We start from the raw sequence: 18,873 nt of genomic DNA on the forward strand, positions 1-18,873 counted from the left end.
GGACATCGTGGGGGAGCCGGCTTCGGTGTTGCCTGAATGTGATCGTTTTTCGGTCAAGTAAGTGTCTGATTCGTGGTGCTGCTGTCGCTCGCAGTGGTCAACTTCGGTAACCGAGTGCTTATGGGCGGGCTCTGTCTGTCACCCTGTCGGCAGCGATCGAGATCTCTTCGTACGAACTGCCCGGGGAGCCGCCCATGCGGGCCATTCCGACCCAACGGGAGACCGCCTCGTGCGCCCCCGACGCACGGGGGTGCGCGCGGGTGGAAGCGACCCTGTCCGGAAGTCCGCTCGCGCCCGGATCCGCGCGGGCGCTGCTGCGCAAGACACTCACCGAGTGGGCGGAACTCGCCCTGCCCGGCGCCGAACACCTCACCGGCCGCCTGGGCGACGACGCCACGCTCATCGCCAGCGAACTGGTCACCAACGCCGTCGTGCACGCCGGCACCGAGGCACGGCTGACCTGCCGGCTGGAGCAGGAGACCGGCGCGCTCGTCATCGAGGTCACCGACCAGCACCCCTCCCGCGCCCCGCGCGGCGGGGAACCGGAGACCCCGCCGGCGCAGGACGCCCCGGAGTACGGGCGCGGACTGCGCCTGGTCGCCGCGCTCTCCGACTCCTGGGGGATCACCTACCGTCCCGGCACGAAGACCGTCTGGGCGCGGCTGCCCGGCGGGGACCGCACGATCGGTGAGCAGATCGACGCGTACGCGGGGGAGCGGTCACAGGCACACGACCTCAGGGTGGCGGAGAGCCTCGCGCCGGACCCGGTCGCCCCCTTCGGCGCCCGAGATGTGATCGGTCACCGGGAGGTGCACACCGGCGGCCGGGACACCTGGCACGCCGGCTCGTACGGCGACGACTGGCTCGCCCGCCGCCACGGGCGGGACGGGACCTGGCTGGGGCGCGGCGCCCTGTCCTTCCTCGCCGAGGCCTCCGACCTGCTCGCCGGGCAGCTCGACGAGGACCTGGTCACCTCCCTCACCGGACAGCTGATCGTGCCGAGGCTGGCCGACTGGTGCGCGGTGTGGCTGGAGGACGAGACGACCGGTCACGGCGGTTGGAACGAGGGCCGCCGACGGTCCGACGGCCCCCGCCTGGCCCGTGTCTGGCACGCCGGCGAGCACCACATCGAGGCCCTGAGCCGGGCCCTGCGGCGCAACCCGCCCGACCCCGGCGACCCGCTGAGTCCGGGCCCCGTCCCGTACCCGTGGCCGGGCAGGGCGCCGGACGGTGGCGGGCCGGACGGTGACGGGCCGGGCTGGATGTCCGACGGGCCGGGCGGGCCGGACGGCGGGACCGGTGTCCCGGACGGCGGGGACCGGGACGGAGACGGTGCCGGTGTGTCCGGCAGTGCCCTTGCCTACCGGCTCGCCGTCGGCGGACGGCCGCTCGGGACGCTGGTGATCGGGCGGGGCGGGATCGAACGCTTCCCCGACGAGATCACCGGGCTCGTGGAGGACCTCGGCCGGCGGGTGGCGCTGGCGGTCGGGGCCGCCCGGCAGTACTCCCGCCAGGCCACCATCAGCGCCGTGCTCCAGCGCGGTCTGCTGCCCGGCGCCGTCGCCGAGATCCCCGGCGTCCGCAGCGCCCTCGTCTACGAACCCTGCGACAAGGGCGGCCCGAGCGGCGACTTCTACGACCTCTTCCCGGCCGGTCAGGGCCGCTGGTGCTTCGCCGTCGGGGACGTCCAGGGCAAGGGCCCCGAGGCCGCCGTCGTCATCGGGCTCGCCCGGCCCTGGCTGCGGCTGCTGGCCCGCGAGGGCTACCGCGTCGCCGACGTCCTCGACCGCCTCAACCAGCTCCTCCTCGACGACGCCACGGAGGCCGCCGACGCCGCCGCCCGCGCGCTCGTGGCCGCCGGCGCCCGCCCCACCGCCCCCGGCGACGGCCCCCAGACCCGCTTCCTCTCCCTCCTCTACGGCGACCTGGTCCCCTTCAACGGCGGTGTCCGCTGCACCGTCGCCTCCGCCGGACACCCCCTGCCCCTGCTGCTCGAGCCCGACGGCTCGGTCCGCAGCGTCGCCCAGCCGCAGACCCTGCTCGGCGTCGTCGAGGACGCCACCTACACCAGCGAGACCTTCGAGCTGTACTCCGGCGACACCCTGCTCTGCGTCACCGACGGCATCACCGAGCGGCGCTCCGGAACCCGCCAGTTCGACGACGGCGACGGGCTCGCGGCGGCCCTGTCGACGTGCGCGGGGATGGACGCAGAGCCGATAGCGGAACGGATCACGCAGCTCGTGCACGAGTTCGGGGCCCGGCCGCCCGCGGACGATCTCGCGCTGCTGGTGCTCCAGGCGGAGTAACACGGCCGGTGCGGGACAATGGAGCACATGCCTTCCGCACTCCCCGACGGCGAGCCCGTCCCCGCCGACGGCGCGCTGCCCGCCTCCGCGCTCGCCGGGGCCCCGGGCCGCCCCCTCGGTTTCTATCTTCACGTCCCGTACTGCGCGACCCGCTGCGGCTACTGCGACTTCAACACCTACACCGCGACGGAGCTGCGCGGCAGCGGCGGGGCACTGGCCTCCCGCGACAACTACGCCGAGACGCTGATCGAAGAGGTCCGGCTGGCGCGCAAGGTACTGGGGGACGATCCGCGCGAGGTCCGCACGGTGTTCGTCGGGGGCGGTACGCCGACCCTGCTCGCCGCCGACGACCTCGTACGGATGCTGGGCGCGGTCCGGGACGAGTTCGGACTGGCGGCGGACGCCGAGGTGACGACGGAGGCGAACCCCGAGTCGGTCGACCCGGCCTACCTGGCGACCCTCCGCGCGGGAGGCTTCAACCGGGTCTCCTTCGGCATGCAGAGCGCCCGGCAGCACGTGCTGAAGGTGCTCGACCGCACCCACACCCCCGGCCGCCCCGAGGCGTGTGTCGCCGAGGCGCGGGCGGCGGGCTTCGAGCACGTCAACCTGGACCTGATCTACGGCACGCCGGGGGAGTCCGACGACGACTGGCGGGCGTCCCTGGACGCGGCGATCGGCGCCGGCCCCGACCACGTGTCGGCGTACGCGCTGATCGTCGAGGAGGGGACGCAGCTGGCCCGCCGCATCCGGCGCGGTGAGGTGCCGATGACGGACGACGACGTCCACGCGGACCGGTATCTGATCGCCGAGGAGATGATGTCGGGGGCGGGGTTCGACTGGTACGAGGTGTCGAACTGGGCGACCTCCGAAGCGGGGCGCTGTCTGCACAACGAGCTGTACTGGCGGGGCGCCGACTGGTGGGGTGCGGGACCCGGGGCCCACTCGCACGTGGGCGGGGTGCGGTGGTGGAACGTCAAGCATCCGGGAGCGTATGCGGGGGCGCTGGCGGAGGGGCGGTCGCCGGGGGCGGGACGGGAGGTCCTGTCGGACGAGGACCGGCGGGTGGAGCGGATCCTGCTCGAGCTGCGGCTGGTGGAGGGCGTTCCTCTCTCGCTGCTCCGTCCGGAGGGGCTGAAAGCGGCTCGCCGTGCCCTCGGAGACGGGCTGCTGGCCGAGGGGCCGTACGGGGAGGGGCGTGCGGTGCTCACTCTGCGGGGGCGGGAACACGGGTCTGTCAGGCCGGTGTCGTCACGAAGTCGATCAATTCCTCGACCCTGCCCAGCAACTGCGGCTCCAGGTCCTTGTACGACCGCACCGAGCCGAGAATCCGCTGCCATGCCTCCCCGGTGTTCGCCACCCGCCACCCCAGCGCCGCGCACACCCCCGTCTTCCAGTCCTGTCCCCGCGGCACCCGCGGCCACGCGGCGATGCCGGCCGACGCCGGCTTCACCGCCTCCCAGATGTCGATGTACGGGTGGCCCACCACCAGCGCGTGCTCGCTCGTGACCGCCTCCGCGATCCGCGACTCCTTCGAGCCCGGGACCAGGTGGTCCACCAGGACCCCCAGTCGCGCGTCCGGCCCCGGCGCGAACTCCTCGACGATCGACGGCAGGTCGTCCACACCCTCCAGGTACTCCACGACCACCCCCTCGATCCGGAGGTCGTCGCCCCACACCTTCTCGACCAGCTCCGCGTCGTGCCGGCCCTCCACGTAGATGCGTCCCGCCCGGGCGACCCGGGCCCGCGCACCGGGGACGGCCACCGATCCCGACGCCGTGCGGGCGGGCCGCCGGGGGCCGGAAGCGGGCCGCACCAGCGTCACCACACGCCCTTCCAGCAGGAACCCGAGCGGCTCCAGCGGGAACACCCGGTGCTTGCCGAAGCGGTCCTCCAGGGTCACCGTGCCCGCCTCGCAGCGGATCACCGCGCCGCAGAAACCGGTGCCGGGCTCCTCCACCACCAGGCCGGGCTCGGCCGCGACCTCGGGAACGGGAGGCTGGGGTTTCTTCCACGGAGGGGTCAGATCGGCGGAGTACCGGCGCATTCTGATGACGATACGAGGATCCCGGCCCCGGTGATCACTCCGACACGCCGAAACGGGCCGCCAGGGCGTCGCGCTGCGCCCGTACGAACGCCGCGTCCACGACCGCGCCGTGGCCGGGGACGTACCGCGCTTCCTCGCCGCCCAGTGCCAGCAGCCGGTCCAGCGCGGCCGGCCACCGTTCGGGTACGGAGTCGGGCCCGGCCTGCGGCTCACCCGACTCCTCGACCAGGTCGCCGCAGAAGACCACCCCGGGATCGCCGGGGACCAGCACCGCGAGATCGTGGGCGGTGTGCCCCGGGCCCACGTTCGCCAGCAGCACCGGCCGGCCGCCCTCCGGGCCCAGGTCGAGCGTCCACTCGCCGGACACCGCGTGCCGGGGCGTGACCAGCGCGTCCACCGCCTCCTCCGCCTCCCGCGCGTCCAGCCCCCACCGCACCGCGTCCGCGCGCAGTGCCTCCCGCCCGCGCCCCGTCAGCGCGGTCTCCACCCCCACCGCCCCGAACACCTCCGCGCCCGCGAACGCCGCCGCCCCGAGGATGTGGTCGAAGTGGGGATGGGTGAGCGCGAGATGTGTCACACGGCGGCCGGTGAGCGCGTGCGCCTCAGTTCGCAACCGTGCGCCCTCACCCAGCCGGGACCCCGCGTCGACGAGCAGGACACCGCCCGCGCCCACCACGAGCCCCGCCGTGCAGTCCCACACGGGCAGCCGGCGCCGGCCCACCCCGGGCGCCACTTGCTCCCATCCCGACTCTTCCCAAGTCACGGTCATGCGTCGACGCTAACGGGACGGCGCCCGGCCTTGCCCAGGGTGTACTACCCGGCCGTACACTGGGCCGGGGAAGTCTGGCACTCGAGTGCGAAGAGTGCCAGAACCGTTACGCGAAGGCCGCGGACAGCTACGGGAGGTGCGCGCGATGCTCAGTGAACGCAGGCTCCAGGTGTTGCGCGCCATCGTCCAGGACTATGTGGGCACCGAGGAACCGGTCGGTTCCAAGGCGCTCACCGAGCGGCACAACCTCGGCGTCTCCCCGGCCACCGTGCGCAACGACATGGCGGCCCTGGAGGACGAGGGCTTCATCGCCCAGCCGCACACCAGCGCCGGGCGCATCCCCACCGACAAGGGCTACCGGCTGTTCGTCGACAAGCTCGCCGGTGTGAAGCCGATGACCGCGCCCGAGCGGCGCGCGATCCAGAACTTCCTCGAGGGCGCCGTCGACCTCGACGACGTGGTGGCCAGGACCGTGCGGCTGCTCGCGCAGCTCACCCGGCAGGTCGCCGTCGTCCAGTACCCGTCGCTGACCCGCTCGACGGTGCGGCACGTGGAGCTGCTGGCGCTGGCGCCCGCGCGGCTGATGCTGGTGCTGATCACGGACACCGGCCGGGTCGAGCAGCGCATGGTCGACTGTCCGGCGCCGTTCGGCGAGGCGTCCCTGGCGGATCTGCGGGCGCGGCTCAACAGCCGTGTCGCGGGCCGCCGGTTCAGCGATGTGCCGGGCCTGGTGGAGGACCTCCCGGAGGCATTCGAGGCGGAGGACCGCGGTACGGTCTCGACGGTGCTCTCCACTCTGCTGGAGACGCTCGTCGAGGAGAACGAGGAGCGGCTGATGATCGGCGGTACCGCCAATCTCACCCGCTTCGGCCATGATTTCCCCTTGGTGATCCGGCCAGTCCTGGAGGCGCTGGAGGAGCAGGTCGTGCTCCTCAAGCTGCTCGGGGAGGCGAAGGATCCGGGCGTGACCGTCCGAATCGGTCATGAGAACGCCCACGAGGGACTCAACTCCACGTCTGTCGTGTCGGTCGGCTACGGTTCGGGCGGCGAGGCACTCGCCAAGCTCGGCGTGGTCGGACCGACCCGCATGGATTACCCCGGAACGATGGGAGCGGTACGCGCAGTGGCACGGTACGTCGGACAGATCCTGGCGGAGTCGTAGTGGCCACGGACTACTACGCCGTACTCGGCGTGCGCCGCGATGCGTCGCAGGAGGAGATCAAGAAGGCCTTCCGGCGGCTCGCCCGCGAGCTGCATCCGGACGTCAACCCGGATCCGAAGACCCAGGAGCGGTTCAAGGAGATCAACGCCGCTTACGAGGTGCTGTCGGACCCGCAGAAGAAGCAGGTCTACGACCTCGGCGGCGACCCGCTCTCCCAGGCGGGCGGCGCCGGTGGCGCGGGCGGATTCGGAGCCGGTGGCTTCGGCAACTTCTCCGACATCATGGACGCGTTCTTCGGCACGGCGTCGCAGCGCGGGCCGCGCTCGCGCACCCGCCGGGGCCAGGACGCCATGATCCGTATCGAGGTCGAGCTGGACGAGGCCGCCTTCGGGACGACCAAGGACATCCAGGTCGACACGGCGGTCGTCTGCACCACCTGCAGCGGCGAGGGCGCGGCGCCCGGCACCACCGCGCAGACCTGTGACATGTGCCGCGGCCGCGGCGAGGTCTCGCAGGTCACGCGGTCCTTCCTGGGCCAGGTCATGACGTCCCGGCCCTGCCCGCAGTGCCAGGGCTTCGGCACCGTGGTCCCGACCCCGTGCCCGGAGTGCGCGGGTGACGGCCGGGTCCGTTCCCGGCGCACGCTCACGGTCAAGATCCCGGCCGGTGTGGACAACGGCACGCGGATCCAGCTGGCCGGCGAGGGCGAGGTCGGCCCCGGCGGCGGGCCGGCCGGTGATCTGTACGTCGAGATCCACGAACTCCCGCACTCGACCTTCCAGCGGCGCGGTGACGACCTGCACTGCACGGTCACCATCCCGATGACCGCGGCGTCCCTCGGCACCAAGGTGCCGCTCGAGACGCTGGACGGCATGGAGGAGGTCGACATCCGGCCCGGCACCCAGTCCGGCCAGTCGATCCCGCTGCACGGCCGGGGCGTCACCCACCTGCGCGGCGGCGGCCGGGGCGACCTGATCGTCCACGTCGAGGTCCAGACCCCGAGCAAGCTCGACGTCGAACAGGAACGCCTGCTGCGCGAACTGGCCAAGCTGCGCGGCGAGGAACGGCCCCAGGGCACGTTCCAGCCGGGGCAGCAAGGGTTGTTCTCGCGGTTGAAGGACGCGTTCAACGGGCGCTGAGAACGGTGGCGGGTCCGCTCCGAAAAGTGGCTTATGCCAGAGGGAAGGGCGGATTCGGAGTTGTTCGGGGGACGTGACAACATGCCGTCATGTCCTCCGTACCGACCGATCTCTTCCCGCACCCCATCGTGCAGGCGCCGATGGCGGGCGGTGTCGCCGTACCGCAGCTGGCCGCCGCCGTGTCCGAGGCGGGCGGGCTCGGTTTCCTGGCCGCGGGATACAAGACCGCGGACGGGATGTACCAGGAGATCAAGCAGCTGCGGGGACTGACCGCGCGGCCGTTCGGCGTCAACCTCTTCCTGCCGCAGCCGGAGACCGCCGACCCCGCCGCCGTGGGTGTCTACGCCGACCAGCTGGCCGGTGAGGCCTCCTGGTACGAGACCGAGCCGGGCGACCCCGACAGCGGCCGCGACGACGGCTACGACGCCAAGCTCGCCGTCCTGCTGGACAACCCGGTGCCGGTGGTGTCGTTCCACTTCGGTGTGCCGGCGCGCGAGGTACTGGAGAGCCTGCGCCGCGCCGGTACGTACACGATGGTCAACGCCACGACCGCGGAGGAGGCCAGGGCCGTCGAGCGGGCCGGCGCGGACGCGGTGATCGCGCAGGGCGTGGAGGCCGGCGGCCACCAGGGCACCCACCGGGACATCCCGGAGGCGGACGGCGCCGGTGTCGGGCTGCTGTCCCTCGTCGCCCAGGTCCACGAGTCCGTCGGCATCCCGGTCGTCGCCGCCGGCGGCATCATGCGCGGCGGCCAGATCGCGGCCGTCCTCGCGGCCGGTGCCGCCGCCGCCCAGCTCGGTACGGCCTTCGTCGCCGCCCATGAGTCCGGCGCCCACGCCCTCCACAAGCAGGCCCTGACCAGCCCTCTGTACGTCCGCACCGAACTGACGCGGGCCTTCTCCGGCCGCCCGGCCCGCGCCCTGGCCAACCGCTTCCTGCGTGAGCACGGCCCGTACGCGCCCGCCGCCTACCCGGACGTCCACCATCTCACCGCGCCGCTGCGCAAGGCCGCCGCCAAGGCCGGTGACGCGCAGGGCATGGCGCTGTGGGCGGGGCAGGGACACCGGATGGCCCGCGAGCTGCCCGCCGGGCAGCTGGTGGAGGTCCTGGCCGCCGAGCTGGCCGCGGCCCGGACAGCGTTGTCGGCGGGAGGTGCCCGGTGACCGCGCCGGTGTTCGTCGTCAGCCACTTCGACACCGACGGCGGCGGCCGGTATGTGCTCGACGGCCCGGAAGGGCGGCACGCCGTCTCCGTGAAGCGGCTGCGGGCCGGCGAGGAGGTCGTCCTCACCGACGGGGCGGGCCGCTGGGCCGAGGGCGAGGTGGACGCCGCCGAGGGCAAGGACCGGCTGGTCGTGCGGCTCGGTGAGGTCACCGAGGAGCCCGGGGAGTCGCCCCGGCTGACGGTGGTCCAGGCCCTGCCCAAGGGGGACCGGGGCGAGGTGGCCGTGGAGACGATGACCGAGGTCGGTGTCGACGTGATCGTGCCGTGGTCGGCGTCGCGGTGCGTCACGCAGTGGAAGGGCGAGCGGGGAGCGAAGTCCCTCGCCAAGTGGCGGGCGACGGCCCGGGAGGCGGGCAAGCAGTCCCGCCGGGTGCGCTTCCCGGAGGTCGCGGACGCGGCGACGACCAGGCAGGTTGCCTCACTTCTGGCCGAAGCGGAGTTCGGGGCGGTGCTGCACGAGAGCGGCACGGAGCCGTTGGCGACCGCCGAACTCCCCGTCCGGAGTGACATCGTGCTGGTCGTCGGGCCCGAAGGGGGCGTCTCTCCGGAGGAGTTGGCGGTTTTCGAGGAGGCCGGTGCGCGGGCCTTCCGACTGGGGCGGAGTGTCCTGCGGACGTCGACGGCGGGTACGGCGGCAGCGGCGCTGCTGCTGGGGCGTACGGGCCGCTGGTCCTGACCCGAGGTTTCTTCGCCCCCGCCGCCCCTTCCCGTCCCGAAACCGGGGCTCCGCCCCGGACCCCGCTCCTCAAACGCCGGAGGGGCTGAATGCATCGGCCGGCAGGCTCAGCCTCGGTGGCGCTGGGAGCGCCAGATGAGGAAGAGGGCGGAGGCCACCGCCGCGCCGCGGATGACCCACGGCCAGGTCTCGGCGATCGCCGCGCTCATCTGTCCCTCGGCGATCGGTTCGCCCCAGCGGCCCGCTGTTCTGCCCCACAGCCACAGCACACCTCCCGTGAGCGCGAGACCGGGGATGATGACCACCGCCGCCTTCGATTCGGCGGGGCTGAGCCGCCGCGAGGCGTAGGCGATGAGCCAGCCGAGGATCAGGGCGAACCAGCTGCCCAGCACCGCGCCCGCGACCAGCAGCCCGGCGGCGAGCAGCAGCAGCGGGTTGCTCCAGCGCCGGGCCGGCAGCCGCAGCAGCCGGCGGCGGCCCGGCGCGGCGCCGACCGCGTCCGCCACGTCGGCCGGCTCGGCGGAGGTCTCCGGTTCGGGCTCCTTCTCCTTCGGCGCCGGCGGTTTGAGCAGTTCGGGGATCTCCACGCCCCCCACGAACCCCGGCACCTCGTCGCCGATGCCGAACGCGCTGTTGTCCACCCGCCACCAGTCGGGCCGGCCGGCGCTGTCCCCCAGTTCGTCCGTGCCGGCCCGGTGCGGCGGGGACGGTACGGACGTGGGGGCGGGGTCCGCCGGTTCGGCCGGGCGGGGCCGCGGGACGACCCGGCGCAGCACGCCCTTCGGACGGTCACCGCGGGCGGCGGCGCCGCGCTCCGGCTCCCGCTGTTCCGGGACGGCTGCGGGCCGCACGGGGTCGCTCGGGGCGGCGCCGGGGCCGTCGGTCTCCGCCGCCGCCACGACCTCGGTCGGCGTGCCGATGCGGGAGATGATGCGGCGGACCGCGGCCGGTGAGTCGACCACCGCCTTGGACCTGCGCCGGTCGATCTCGTCGCGCAGCTCGGCGACCAGCCGCATGCGGGCCGCCGACGGCAGCTGCCGCTGCTGCGCGACATCGCCGACACGGCTCAGATACTCGTAGACGACCTGGTCACTCTCGATAGCCACGAAGTCCCCTCCGGGACGGATGCGCCTGGACACCGTCGCCCGAAGGTATCGCGAGTGCCACCGGCCGGCCCAACTCCGGGACACCCCACGGACGTGACCAAGCGCTAACGTGAGGCGGATGAGCACCGAGGAGAAGCCCGCGGCGGCCCCCCGATCCCTCGCCGAGGCCCTTCGGGGGCGGGACGACGTCTCCCTGGCCGCCCTGCTGCGCGGCCGGCCGGATCTCATCACGCCCGTGCCCGCCGATCTCACCCAGCTCGCCACCCGGGCGGGCACGCGCGCCTCGGTCGTGCGGGCCCTGGAGCGGCTGGACCGGTTCACGCTGCAGACGGCGCAGGCGCTGGCGGTGGCGGCGGACCCGGCGTCGTACGGCGAACTGCTCGGGCTGCTGGCGGGTGACGACGGTGATCCGGCGGTGTCCGCCGCGCTGCCGCACGCGCTGGGCGTGCTGCGGGAGCAGGCTCTGGTGTGGGGCGGTGACGACCGGCTTCGGCTGGTGCGTACGGCCCGTGAGCTGCTGGCGCCGTCGCCGCAGCATCCGTCGCCGACCGGTCTCGGTCCGACGGTGCGGGAGGCCACCGCGGGGATGTCGCCGGGGCGGATCCAGGAGATCGTGATGGCGGCGGGACTGCCGTCCACGCACGATTCCGTCTCCGCCGTCACCGCGCTGACGGAGCTCTTCAACGACCCCGCGCGGATGTCCGCGCTGCTCGACGAGGCGCCGGCGGAGTCCGTGGAGGTGCTGGAGCGGCTGGTCTGGGGGCCACCGTACGGGCAGGTCACCGCGGATCCGGCGCCCCGGCTGCGCTGGCTCCTCGACCGGGGACTGCTGCTGCCGACGGCGCCGGGGACGGTCGTGCTGCCGCGCGAGGTGGCGCTGCGGCTGCGGGCCGGGCGGGCGCACCCGACGCCGGAGCCGGTGCCGCCGCCCGTCGAGCCGACCGCCACGCACCGTCCGGAGGTGGTGGACGCGACGGCGGCCGGGCAGGCGTACACGGCGGTGGCGACGGTCGAGGAGCTGCTGAAGGACTGGCACGAGGGCGGGCCGGCGGTGCTGCGCTCCGGCGGGCTGAGCGTGCGGGATCTGAAGCGGACCGCCGCGGCCCTGGACGTGACCGAGCCGGTGGCCGCGTTCTGGGCCGAACTGGCTTATGCCGCCGGGCTGCTGGCCTCCGACGGGGAGGCGTCCGAGCGGTACGCGGCGACGCCGGCGTACGACGCGTGGCGTGAGCTTCCGGACGGGGAGCGGTGGGCGCGGCTGGCCACGGCGTGGCTGACGGCGACGCGGACGGCGGGGCTGGTCGGCGGGCGGGACGCGAAGGACCACCCGCTGTCGGCGCTGGGCCCCGGCCTGGACCGCTCGGCGGCACCGGAGGTACGGCACCGGGTGCTGACCCTGCTGGCGTCCCTCCCGGAGGGAGCCGCCCCGTCGGCCGACTCGGTACTGGCCCGCCTGCGATGGGAGCGGCCACCGCGCGGGGGGCGGGGCGGGGCCGGGGGTGCCCCGGCAGCGGCGGCGGAGACCGGCCGGGGCGGGTTCGCCGCACCGGCGGGCGGCGAGCACGGCGCCGGGTTCGGGGGCACGGCGGGATCCGGGGCGGGGGCCTACGCGGGCGAGGGCGGGCACGGGCCGGCGTCCGGACATGCCGGCGCGGGCGGGCACGGGCCGGCCACCGGATACCCCGGTCCGGGCGGGCGGGGGCCGGCGGCCGGGTATTCCGGTGCCGGCGGGCGTGGGGCGGGGGACGGTGGCGACGATCTGCGGGCGCGGCTGGCCCGGTGGGCGCTGGGAGAGGCCGAAATGCTCGGGGTGACCGGGCGCGGCGCCCTCTCGGCGCACGGGCGGGCGCTGATCGGCGCGCCCGCGCCGCGGCGGCCCGAGCCGGCGGTGGAGGCGCAGCCCCGGGGGCCGGGTGACAAGTTGCCCGTGCATCACCGGCCCGCCCCGGCGCCGGCGCCGCTCTCCCCCGCCGCGCAGGGGGCCGCCGCGGCTGCCGCCGCCCGGCTGCTCACGCCGCTGCTGCCCGAGCCGCTGGACCACGTCCTGCTCCAGGCCGATCTGACGGCGGTCGCGCCGGGACCGCTGGAGCGGCCGCTGGCGGACGTGCTGGGGGTTCTCGCGGACGTGGAATCGAAGGGTGGCGCGACGGTCTACCGGTTCACGCCCGGCTCCGTGCGCCGCGCCCTCGACTCCGGTCGGACGGCCGCCGACCTGCACGCCTTCCTGGCCGCGCACTCCCGTACGCCGGTGCCGCAGCCACTGGCGTACCTGATCGACGACGTGGCCCGCAGGCACGGGCATCTGCGGGTGGGTGCCGCCTCGGCGTACGTCCGCTGCGACGACGACGCGGTGCTCGGCGAGATCCTCGCGGACAAACGGGCCGCCGGACTGGGCCTGCGCAGGCTCGCGCCGACCGTGCTGGCCGCGCGGGCCGATCCGGCCGGGCTGCTGGCCGGGCTGCGCGCGATGGGTTTCGCGCCGGCCGCCGAGTCCGCCGAGGGCGATGTCCTGATCGCCCGCGCGGACGCCCACCGCACGCCGCCGCGCACCCCGCCCGAGCCGGTGCCGGACGGGCCGCCGGCCCCCGACGAGACGCTGCTCGACGCGGCGGTCCGCGCCGTCCGCGCGGGCGACCGTGCCGCCACCGCGCCCCGCAGGCCTGCTCCCGGTGACCGTCCCGGCGAGCGCGGGGAGCTGCCCCGTACGACGGCCGCCGAGACCCTCGCCACCCTGCAGGCCGCCGTCCTCACCGGCGAGACGCTGTGGATCGGCCACGTCGACGCCGAAGGCGCGGCGAGCCGGCGCGTGATCGCCCCGGTGCGCGTGGAGGGCGGCTGCGTCACGGCGTACGACCACACCGCCGACGAGGTCCGTACGTATCCGCTGCACCGGATCACGGGGGTCGCGGAGCCGGCGGAGGAGGAGGGCTGACCGCGCCGGGCCGGATCCGCGCGGGCCTGACACGTGTGGCCGCTGTCACTCGTCGTCCCCGTGCGGCGGCCGATCAGGCAAACTGGACGTTTGGCCGAGCTGTGCCCGTGCCGAGCCCGTCGCAGAAAGGCAGCCGCGCGTGAATGGTCCGCTCATCGTCCAGTCCGACAAGACCCTCCTTCTCGAGGTCGATCACGAGCAGGCCGACGACTGCCGTCGGGTCATCGCCCCCTTCGCCGAGCTGGAGCGGGCGCCCGAGCACATCCACACCTACCGTCTGACCCCGCTCGGTCTGTGGAACGCGCGGGCGGCCGGGCACGACGCCGAGCAGGTGGTGGACGCGCTGGTGCAGTTCAGCCGCTACCCGGTGCCGCACGCGCTGCTCGTCGACATCGCCGACACCATGGACCGCTACGGACGGCTCAGCCTGCTCAAGCACCCGGCGCACGGTCTCGTCCTCACCAGCACCGACCGGCCCGTGCTGGAGGAGGTACTGCGCTCGAAGCGGATCGCCCCGCTCGTCGGCGCCCGGATCGACCCGGACACGGTCGCCGTGCACCCCTCGGAGCGCGGGCAGATCAAGCAGACGCTGCTGAAGCTGGGCTGGCCGGCCGAGGACCTCGCCGGGTACGTGGACGGTGAGGCGCATCCCATCGAGCTGGTCGAGGACGGGTGGGCGCTGCGCCCGTACCAGAAGCAGGCCGTGGAGAACTTCTGGCACGGCGGCTCCGGTGTGGTCGTCCTGCCCTGCGGCGCCGGGAAGACGCTGGTCGGCGCCGGTTCGATGGCACAGGCCAAGTCGACGACACTGATCCTGGTCACCAACACCGTCTCGGCCCGCCAGTGGAAGCACGAGCTGGTGAAGCGGACGTCGCTGACCGAGGAGGAGATCGGCGAGTACAGCGGGACGAAGAAGGAGATCCGGCCCGTCACCATCGCCACCTACCAGGTGCTGACGACGAGGCGGAAGGGCGTCTACCCCCACCTGGAGCTGTTCGACTCCCGGGACTGGGGCCTGATCCTCTACGACGAGGTGCACCTGCTGCCCGCGCCCGTCTTCAAGTTCACCGCCGACCTCCAGGCCCGGCGGCGGCTCGGTCTGACGGCGACCCTGGTCCGGGAGGACGGCCGCGAGTCGGACGTGTTCTCGCTGATCGGCCCGAAGCGGTTCGACGCGCCGTGGAAGGAGATCGAGGCCCAGGGCTACATCGCCCCGGCCGACTGCGTGGAGGTCCGGGTCAGCCTGACCGACTCCGAGCGGCTGGCGTACGCGACGGCGGAGCAGGAGGAGAAGTACCGCTTCTGCTCGACGACGGCGACCAAGCAGAAGGTGACGGAGGCGATCGTCCGGCGGTTCGCGGGACAGCAGATCCTCGTCATCGGGCAGTACATCGACCAGCTGGACGAGCTGGGCGAGCACCTGGACGCGCCGGTGATCAAGGGCGACACCTCCAACGCCCGGCGGGAGAAGCTGTTCGAGGCGTTCCGGCAGGGCGAGATCAGCGTCCTGGTGGTGTCCAAGGTCGCGAACTTCTCGATCGACCTGCCGGAGGCGACCGTGGCCGTCCAGGTGTCGGGAACCTTCGGCTCTAGGCAGGAGGAGGCACAGCGGCTCGGCCGGGTACTGCGGCCCAAGGCGGACGGGCACAAGGCCCACTTCTACTCCGTGGTCGCCCGGGACACCATCGACCAGGACTTCGCGGCACACCGCCAGCGGTTCCTCGCGGAGCAGGGGTACGCGTACCGGATCATGGACGCGGACGAGCTGCTGACGGAGAACTGAGGCGGTCGTCCACTCTCCTCCGGGGTCACCCGCGGCCGTCCTTCGTCGTGTCCGCCGGCGTCCGCGGTCATCCCTCGGGAAGGTTGAGCACCAGCGCCAGGACGACCAGCCAGGGCAGCAGCGACAGCCCGGCCAGCCAGGCGCGCGTCACCGTCCAGCGGCGGGTCCAGGGCAGCAGCCAGGACGTGAGACAGGCGGCGACCGCGAGGATGCCGCCGATGACCAGGGTCCCGAAGATCACGGCCAGGGTGGTCGTCAAGGCGTCGGAACAGTCGTCGGGACCGCAGCTGTCGGTCGCCATGACGGACAGCGCGCCGAACAGGAACGCCGTGGGCGCCAGCATCACCCCGAGCGCGGTGGCGACGGCGGGCGCCACCCAGGCACGGGGGTCCCGCTCGGCCCGGTACTGCTGAACCGGTGACACGGGAGCGGAGGCGGGGTACTGGTTCATACGGCCAGTGAACCGGGCGGGGAACGCCTGCGTACCCGCCCGGATACTCACTTCGGTGCGTGTCCGCGTACTCACCCGGTACGCGGACCCGTGTGCGAGGGGAGACCGAGGGAGGCGGGGCTACTTCGGGTCACGGCCGAACCTGGCGGCCGACCAGAGGTAACCGAGCACGGCCAGTCCCACGCACCAGGCCACCGCGAGCCATCCGTGGTGACCGATCTCCGTGCCGAGCAGCAGCCCCCGCAGGGTCTCGATCGCCGGGGTGAAGGGCTGGTACTCGGCGACGGGCCGGAACCAGCCCGGCATCCCGTCGACCGGGACGAAGGCGCTGGACAGCAGAGGATCACGGACGCGACGCGGACGCCGTGCGCGCGTACGAGGAAACGCTCACGACCGCCTTCACAGCGTCGGGCACACCCAGGACGATGGCCCGGATCATGGCCTGCCTGACCCTCACCGACAGCGGCAGCCTCACCGCCGCCGAACTGTCGCAGCGCCTCCGGGTCAGCCCGGCATCCATCTCCAAGGGGGTCACGTTCCCGGAGGGCCAGGACCTCGTCCGCCGGAAACGGGACCAGGGCCGACGTGAGCGCTACAGCTTCGACGAGGACATCTGGTACCGGTCCATGATGGCCGGCGCCCGGTCCACCGCGCAGATCGCCGAGACGTCACGGCAGGGCGTCGGCGTCATGGGGCCCCGCACACCGGCCGCCACGCGTCCGGAGAACGCCGCCCGCTTCCTCGACTTCATCTCCGAGACCATCGCCCACGCCGCCGAGCAGGCACGCGAGGTGCTGCACACGAAACCCGCAGCGGCCTCGGAGGACACCGGCGAACCGCGTGCGGATCAGGAGTAGGCGGCCGGCCACACTCGGACCGGGGTGGACGGCCGGACCGCGCCGGGCCGAGGGCAGGCGGCCGGCCCGTGTTCGGGCCGGGGTGGACCGACGGCCGCGGGCACGGCGGGCCGCCGGCCCGGGACGGCGGTTACTTGCGGCGGATGCCCGCTTCCTCGCCGTACTCGCCCAGGACGAGCACGTCGAAGGCGGCGCCGAGGAAGACCTTGACGGCACGCAGGGCATCGCCGACGCGGTGCGGATGACTGCCCTGGACCGGGGTCGCGCCGGTCGGCCGGACCGGCGGTGTGGTGGGATTGACGGTCGCTGCGCTCATATGTCCATGGTTGCTCTCCGGCCCCGGTACGGGCATCGGTCGAAGGGACCGATTCACGGTCCTCCCGGGTACGCCTCCGGAACGACCCGTAGCCCTCAGGCCGGACGGGCCGCCCCCTAGGGGAACGACCCGGTCCTGATGGTGCCGGCGACAGCCGCGGTCGCTTCGGAGCGGATCAGCGGCCGATGGAGTCCAGCTCGGCGATGTCCTTCCCGGACAGGGCGATGCCCGCGCCGGTGAGGTTCTCCCGCAGGTGTGCCACCGACGAGGTCCCGGGGATCAGCAGGATGTTGGGCGACCGCTGCAGCAGCCACGCCAGGGCAACGGACATCGGGCGGGCGCCGAGCCGGCCGGCCACGGCGGTCAGCGCCGAGGACTGCAGCGGACTGAAGCCGCCCAGCGGGAAGAACGGCACGTACGCGATGCCCTGTTCGGCGAGCCGGTCCACCAGGTCGTCGTCCTGGCGGTGGGCGAGGTTGTAGAGGTTCTGCACGCAGACGAACGGGGCGATGGTCCCTGCCTCGGCGATCTGGTCGGCGGTCGCGTTGCTCAGGCCGAGATGCCGGATCAGTCCCTGCTGCTGGAGCTCGACGAGGGTCCCGTACGCCTTGGCGAGCGAGCCGGGCTGCGGGCCCTCGGCGTCGCCGAGCCGGAGGTTGACCAGGTCCAGCCTCTCGACGCCGAGGTTCTCGAGGTTGCTGTGGACGGACCGGCGCAGGTCGTCCGGATCCCGGGCCGGGGGCCAGCCGCCCTGGGCGTCGCGCACCGCACCCACCTTGGTCACGATGTGCAGCGTGTCGGGGTAGGGGTCCAGCGCTTCGCGGATCAGCCGGTTGGTGATGTGCGGCCCGTAGGCGTCGGCGGTGTCGATGTGGGTGATGCCGAGACGTACGGCTTCGCGCAGGACCGCGAGCGCGCCGTCGTGGTCGTCCGGAGGGCCCATGACGCCGGGGCCGGCCAGTTGCATGGCCCCGTAGCCGAAGCGGGTGACGGTCAGGTCGCCCATCGTCCAGGTGCCGCCGGGAAGGGAGGTGGTCGAAGTGCTCATGGCCCCCACCGTCCATGCCCCCGGCCGTCCGGCCCAGGTCCCTGGTGATCCTGGGAGTGACAGGGCCAGGGACGAACGGCCCGGCACTCCTACGATGGAACACATGCCTGAGGAGAATCTGCTCGGTGACTACCTCCGGGCCCGCCGCGAACTGGTGACACCCGGGGACTTGGGACTGCCGGCCCACGGGGTCCGGCGGGTGCCGGGGCTGCGCCGCGAGGAGGTGGCCATGCTCGCCGGCATCAGCTCCGACTACTACCTGCGGCTCGAGCAGGGCCGTGACCGCAACCCGTCGGCGCAGGTCCTCGACGCGATCGGCCGGGTGCTCCGGCTCGACGACACCGCCACGGGCTACCTCCACCAGCTTGCCGCGCCGCGCCCCCGGGCCCAGCGCCGGACCCCGCGGCCGGCCGTCCCCCCGGCCACGGTCCAGCTGATCGAGGCGATCGGGCTGCCGGCCTTCGTGACCGACAGGTCCCTCGACGTGATCGCGGCCAATCCGCTCGCCACCGCGCTGGCGCCGAGCATCCGCGTGGGGGAGAACCGGCTCCGGTCGTTCTTCCTCGACCCCGCCGAGCAGGCACTGCACACGGACTGGGCCGACACGGCGGCCCGGTGCGTCGCCGCCTTCCGACGGCGGCTCGGGTCCGATGTCGACGACCCGCGGATCGTCCGGCTCGTCGGCGAACTCTCCCTGGCCAGTGAGGATTTCCGGCAGGTGTGGGCACGCCACGACGTGCGTCCGCTGGGCACCGGGCCGATCGGGATGAACCATCCACAGGTCGGCGAGCTCGATCTCATCATGTCCAAACTGGACGTCGACGGCCCCGACGGCGTCATGCTCGCGGTCTACCACGCGGCGCCGGGGACCGGGGACGCCGAACGGCTCGCCCTGCTCGCCTCGCTGACCACGGGACCGGCACGGCGGCCGGCCGACGCGCCCGGCGCACGGACAGCGGACGCACCCGGCGCACGGGCAGCGGACGGTTCGCCCCGTACGAGCTGACCGGAGCGGTCATGGGCGTGCCCGGCCCGCCTCCCCCGTTCGGCGCAGAAAACC

The 18,873-nt window shown here is 73.7% G+C and carries 14 protein-coding genes and 3 pseudogenes; 10 read left to right on the top strand and 7 right to left on the bottom strand.

Annotation, left to right across the window (positions count from 1 at the left end; all coding sequences use genetic code 11):
• The first annotated feature begins 194 nt into the window (after positions 1 to 194).
• Together HTV45_RS26540 and hemW are read left to right on the top strand one after the other, a co-directional pair.
• Positions 195 to 2,306: an ATP-binding SpoIIE family protein phosphatase gene (locus HTV45_RS26540; RefSeq protein ID WP_215208418.1), complete on the top strand. Its 2,112-nt coding sequence runs from the start codon at positions 195 to 197 to the stop codon at positions 2,304 to 2,306.
• A 27-nt stretch (positions 2,307 to 2,333) separates the two neighbouring features.
• Positions 2,334 to 3,527: pseudogene (hemW, locus tag HTV45_RS26545) on the top strand (radical SAM family heme chaperone HemW); the annotation flags it as partial.
• 13 nt (positions 3,528 to 3,540) lie between these two features.
• Here hemW and HTV45_RS26550 read toward each other — a convergent pair.
• Together HTV45_RS26550 and HTV45_RS26555 are read right to left on the bottom strand one after the other, a co-directional pair.
• Positions 3,541 to 4,350 carry a DUF3097 domain-containing protein gene (locus tag HTV45_RS26550; protein WP_215208419.1) on the bottom strand — a complete coding sequence of 270 codons (810 nt, stop codon included), beginning with the start codon at positions 4,348 to 4,350 and terminating at the stop codon, positions 3,541 to 3,543.
• A gap of 34 nt (positions 4,351 to 4,384) precedes the next feature.
• Positions 4,385 to 5,119, bottom strand: a complete 735-nt coding sequence (locus HTV45_RS26555) for an MBL fold metallo-hydrolase (RefSeq protein ID WP_215208420.1) — start codon at positions 5,117 to 5,119, stop codon at positions 4,385 to 4,387.
• Positions 5,120 to 5,264: 145 nt separating this feature from the next.
• On the opposite strand from HTV45_RS26555, the gene hrcA reads away from it, so the two are divergent.
• The 4 genes from hrcA (at position 5,265) to HTV45_RS26575 (ending at position 9,320) form a co-directional block, all read left to right on the top strand.
• Positions 5,265 to 6,281 carry a heat-inducible transcriptional repressor HrcA gene (gene hrcA / locus HTV45_RS26560; RefSeq protein WP_215208421.1) on the top strand — a complete coding sequence of 339 codons (1,017 nt, stop codon included), beginning with the start codon at positions 5,265 to 5,267 and terminating at the stop codon, positions 6,279 to 6,281.
• Positions 6,281 to 7,420, top strand: a complete 1,140-nt coding sequence (gene dnaJ, locus HTV45_RS26565; RefSeq protein ID WP_215208422.1) for a molecular chaperone DnaJ — start codon at positions 6,281 to 6,283, stop codon at positions 7,418 to 7,420. The genes hrcA and dnaJ overlap by 1 nt, the downstream gene beginning before the upstream one ends.
• An 89-nt stretch (positions 7,421 to 7,509) precedes the next feature.
• Entirely contained in the window at positions 7,510 to 8,583 is a 1,074-nt protein-coding gene (locus tag HTV45_RS26570; RefSeq protein WP_215208423.1) for a nitronate monooxygenase, read from the top strand.
• On the top strand, positions 8,580 to 9,320 hold the full coding sequence (locus HTV45_RS26575) for a 16S rRNA (uracil(1498)-N(3))-methyltransferase (protein WP_215208424.1): 741 nt from the start codon (positions 8,580 to 8,582) through the stop codon (positions 9,318 to 9,320). Before HTV45_RS26570 ends, HTV45_RS26575 begins: the two co-directional genes overlap by 4 nt.
• A 107-nt stretch (positions 9,321 to 9,427) precedes the next feature.
• Here the strand turns inward: HTV45_RS26575 and HTV45_RS26580 are convergent, their stop codons facing one another.
• Positions 9,428 to 10,426 carry a hypothetical protein gene (locus HTV45_RS26580; protein ID WP_215208425.1) on the bottom strand — a complete coding sequence of 333 codons (999 nt, stop codon included), beginning with the start codon at positions 10,424 to 10,426 and terminating at the stop codon, positions 9,428 to 9,430.
• A 118-nt stretch (positions 10,427 to 10,544) separates the two neighbouring features.
• Between HTV45_RS26580 and HTV45_RS26585 the strand changes: the two genes are divergently transcribed.
• Both HTV45_RS26585 and HTV45_RS26590 read left to right on the top strand, forming a co-directional pair.
• Entirely contained in the window at positions 10,545 to 13,358 is a 2,814-nt protein-coding gene (locus HTV45_RS26585; protein ID WP_215208426.1) for a helicase-associated domain-containing protein, read from the top strand.
• A 139-nt stretch (positions 13,359 to 13,497) separates the two neighbouring features.
• A complete protein-coding gene (locus tag HTV45_RS26590; protein ID WP_215208427.1) occupies positions 13,498 to 15,141 on the top strand; it encodes a DNA repair helicase XPB in 1,644 nt (547 codons plus the stop codon).
• 67 nt (positions 15,142 to 15,208) lie between these two features.
• Here HTV45_RS26590 and HTV45_RS26595 read toward each other — a convergent pair whose 3' ends face one another.
• Together HTV45_RS26595 and HTV45_RS26600 are read right to left on the bottom strand one after the other, a co-directional pair.
• Positions 15,209 to 15,592 carry a hypothetical protein gene (locus HTV45_RS26595; RefSeq protein WP_215208428.1) on the bottom strand — a complete coding sequence of 128 codons (384 nt, stop codon included), beginning with the start codon at positions 15,590 to 15,592 and terminating at the stop codon, positions 15,209 to 15,211.
• A 120-nt stretch (positions 15,593 to 15,712) separates the two neighbouring features.
• Positions 15,713 to 15,934 (bottom strand): annotated as a pseudogene (locus tag HTV45_RS26600) (ABC transporter permease); the annotation flags it as partial.
• Between HTV45_RS26600 and HTV45_RS26605 the strand changes: the two are divergent.
• Positions 15,931 to 16,449 (top strand): annotated as a pseudogene (locus HTV45_RS26605) (GbsR/MarR family transcriptional regulator); the annotation flags it as partial. The pseudogenes HTV45_RS26600 and HTV45_RS26605 overlap by 4 nt on opposite strands.
• A gap of 130 nt (positions 16,450 to 16,579) precedes the next feature.
• Here HTV45_RS26605 and HTV45_RS26610 read toward each other — a convergent pair.
• Positions 16,580 to 16,765 carry a hypothetical protein gene (locus HTV45_RS26610; protein ID WP_215208429.1) on the bottom strand — a complete coding sequence of 62 codons (186 nt, stop codon included), beginning with the start codon at positions 16,763 to 16,765 and terminating at the stop codon, positions 16,580 to 16,582.
• A gap of 175 nt (positions 16,766 to 16,940) precedes the next feature.
• The gene (locus tag HTV45_RS26615; protein WP_215208430.1) at positions 16,941 to 17,813 is read right to left on the bottom strand and encodes an aldo/keto reductase family oxidoreductase; all 873 of its coding nucleotides are present in this window, start codon (positions 17,811 to 17,813) and stop codon (positions 16,941 to 16,943) included.
• A 94-nt stretch (positions 17,814 to 17,907) separates the two neighbouring features.
• Here HTV45_RS26615 and HTV45_RS26620 point away from each other — a divergent pair, with 94 nt between their 5' ends.
• Entirely contained in the window at positions 17,908 to 18,819 is a 912-nt protein-coding gene (locus HTV45_RS26620; protein WP_215208431.1) for a helix-turn-helix domain-containing protein, read from the top strand.
• Positions 18,820 to 18,873: the final 54 nt, after the last annotated feature.

The organism is Streptomyces sp. CHD11 (assembly GCF_018638295.1).
GTDB lineage: Bacteria > Actinomycetota > Actinomycetes > Streptomycetales > Streptomycetaceae > Streptomyces.

Excerpts from the sequence above, each read along its gene's own strand:
- HTV45_RS26550 (WP_215208419.1), bottom strand. The coding sequence starts at position 4,350 with ATGCGCCGGTACTCCGCCGATCTGACCCCTCCGTGGAAGAAACCCCAG.
- HTV45_RS26555 (WP_215208420.1), bottom strand. The coding sequence starts at position 5,119 with ATGACCGTGACTTGGGAAGAGTCGGGATGGGAGCAAGTGGCGCCCGGG.
- HTV45_RS26620 (WP_215208431.1), top strand. The coding sequence starts at position 17,908 with ATGGAACACATGCCTGAGGAGAATCTGCTCGGTGACTACCTCCGGGCC.
- hrcA (WP_215208421.1), top strand. The coding sequence starts at position 5,265 with ATGCTCAGTGAACGCAGGCTCCAGGTGTTGCGCGCCATCGTCCAGGAC.
- HTV45_RS26540 (WP_215208418.1), top strand. The coding sequence starts at position 195 with ATGCGGGCCATTCCGACCCAACGGGAGACCGCCTCGTGCGCCCCCGAC.
- HTV45_RS26610 (WP_215208429.1), bottom strand. The coding sequence starts at position 16,765 with ATGAGCGCAGCGACCGTCAATCCCACCACACCGCCGGTCCGGCCGACC.
- HTV45_RS26585 (WP_215208426.1), top strand. The coding sequence starts at position 10,545 with ATGAGCACCGAGGAGAAGCCCGCGGCGGCCCCCCGATCCCTCGCCGAG.
- HTV45_RS26615 (WP_215208430.1), bottom strand. The coding sequence starts at position 17,813 with ATGAGCACTTCGACCACCTCCCTTCCCGGCGGCACCTGGACGATGGGC.
- HTV45_RS26595 (WP_215208428.1), bottom strand. The coding sequence starts at position 15,592 with ATGAACCAGTACCCCGCCTCCGCTCCCGTGTCACCGGTTCAGCAGTAC.
- HTV45_RS26570 (WP_215208423.1), top strand. The coding sequence starts at position 7,510 with ATGTCCTCCGTACCGACCGATCTCTTCCCGCACCCCATCGTGCAGGCG.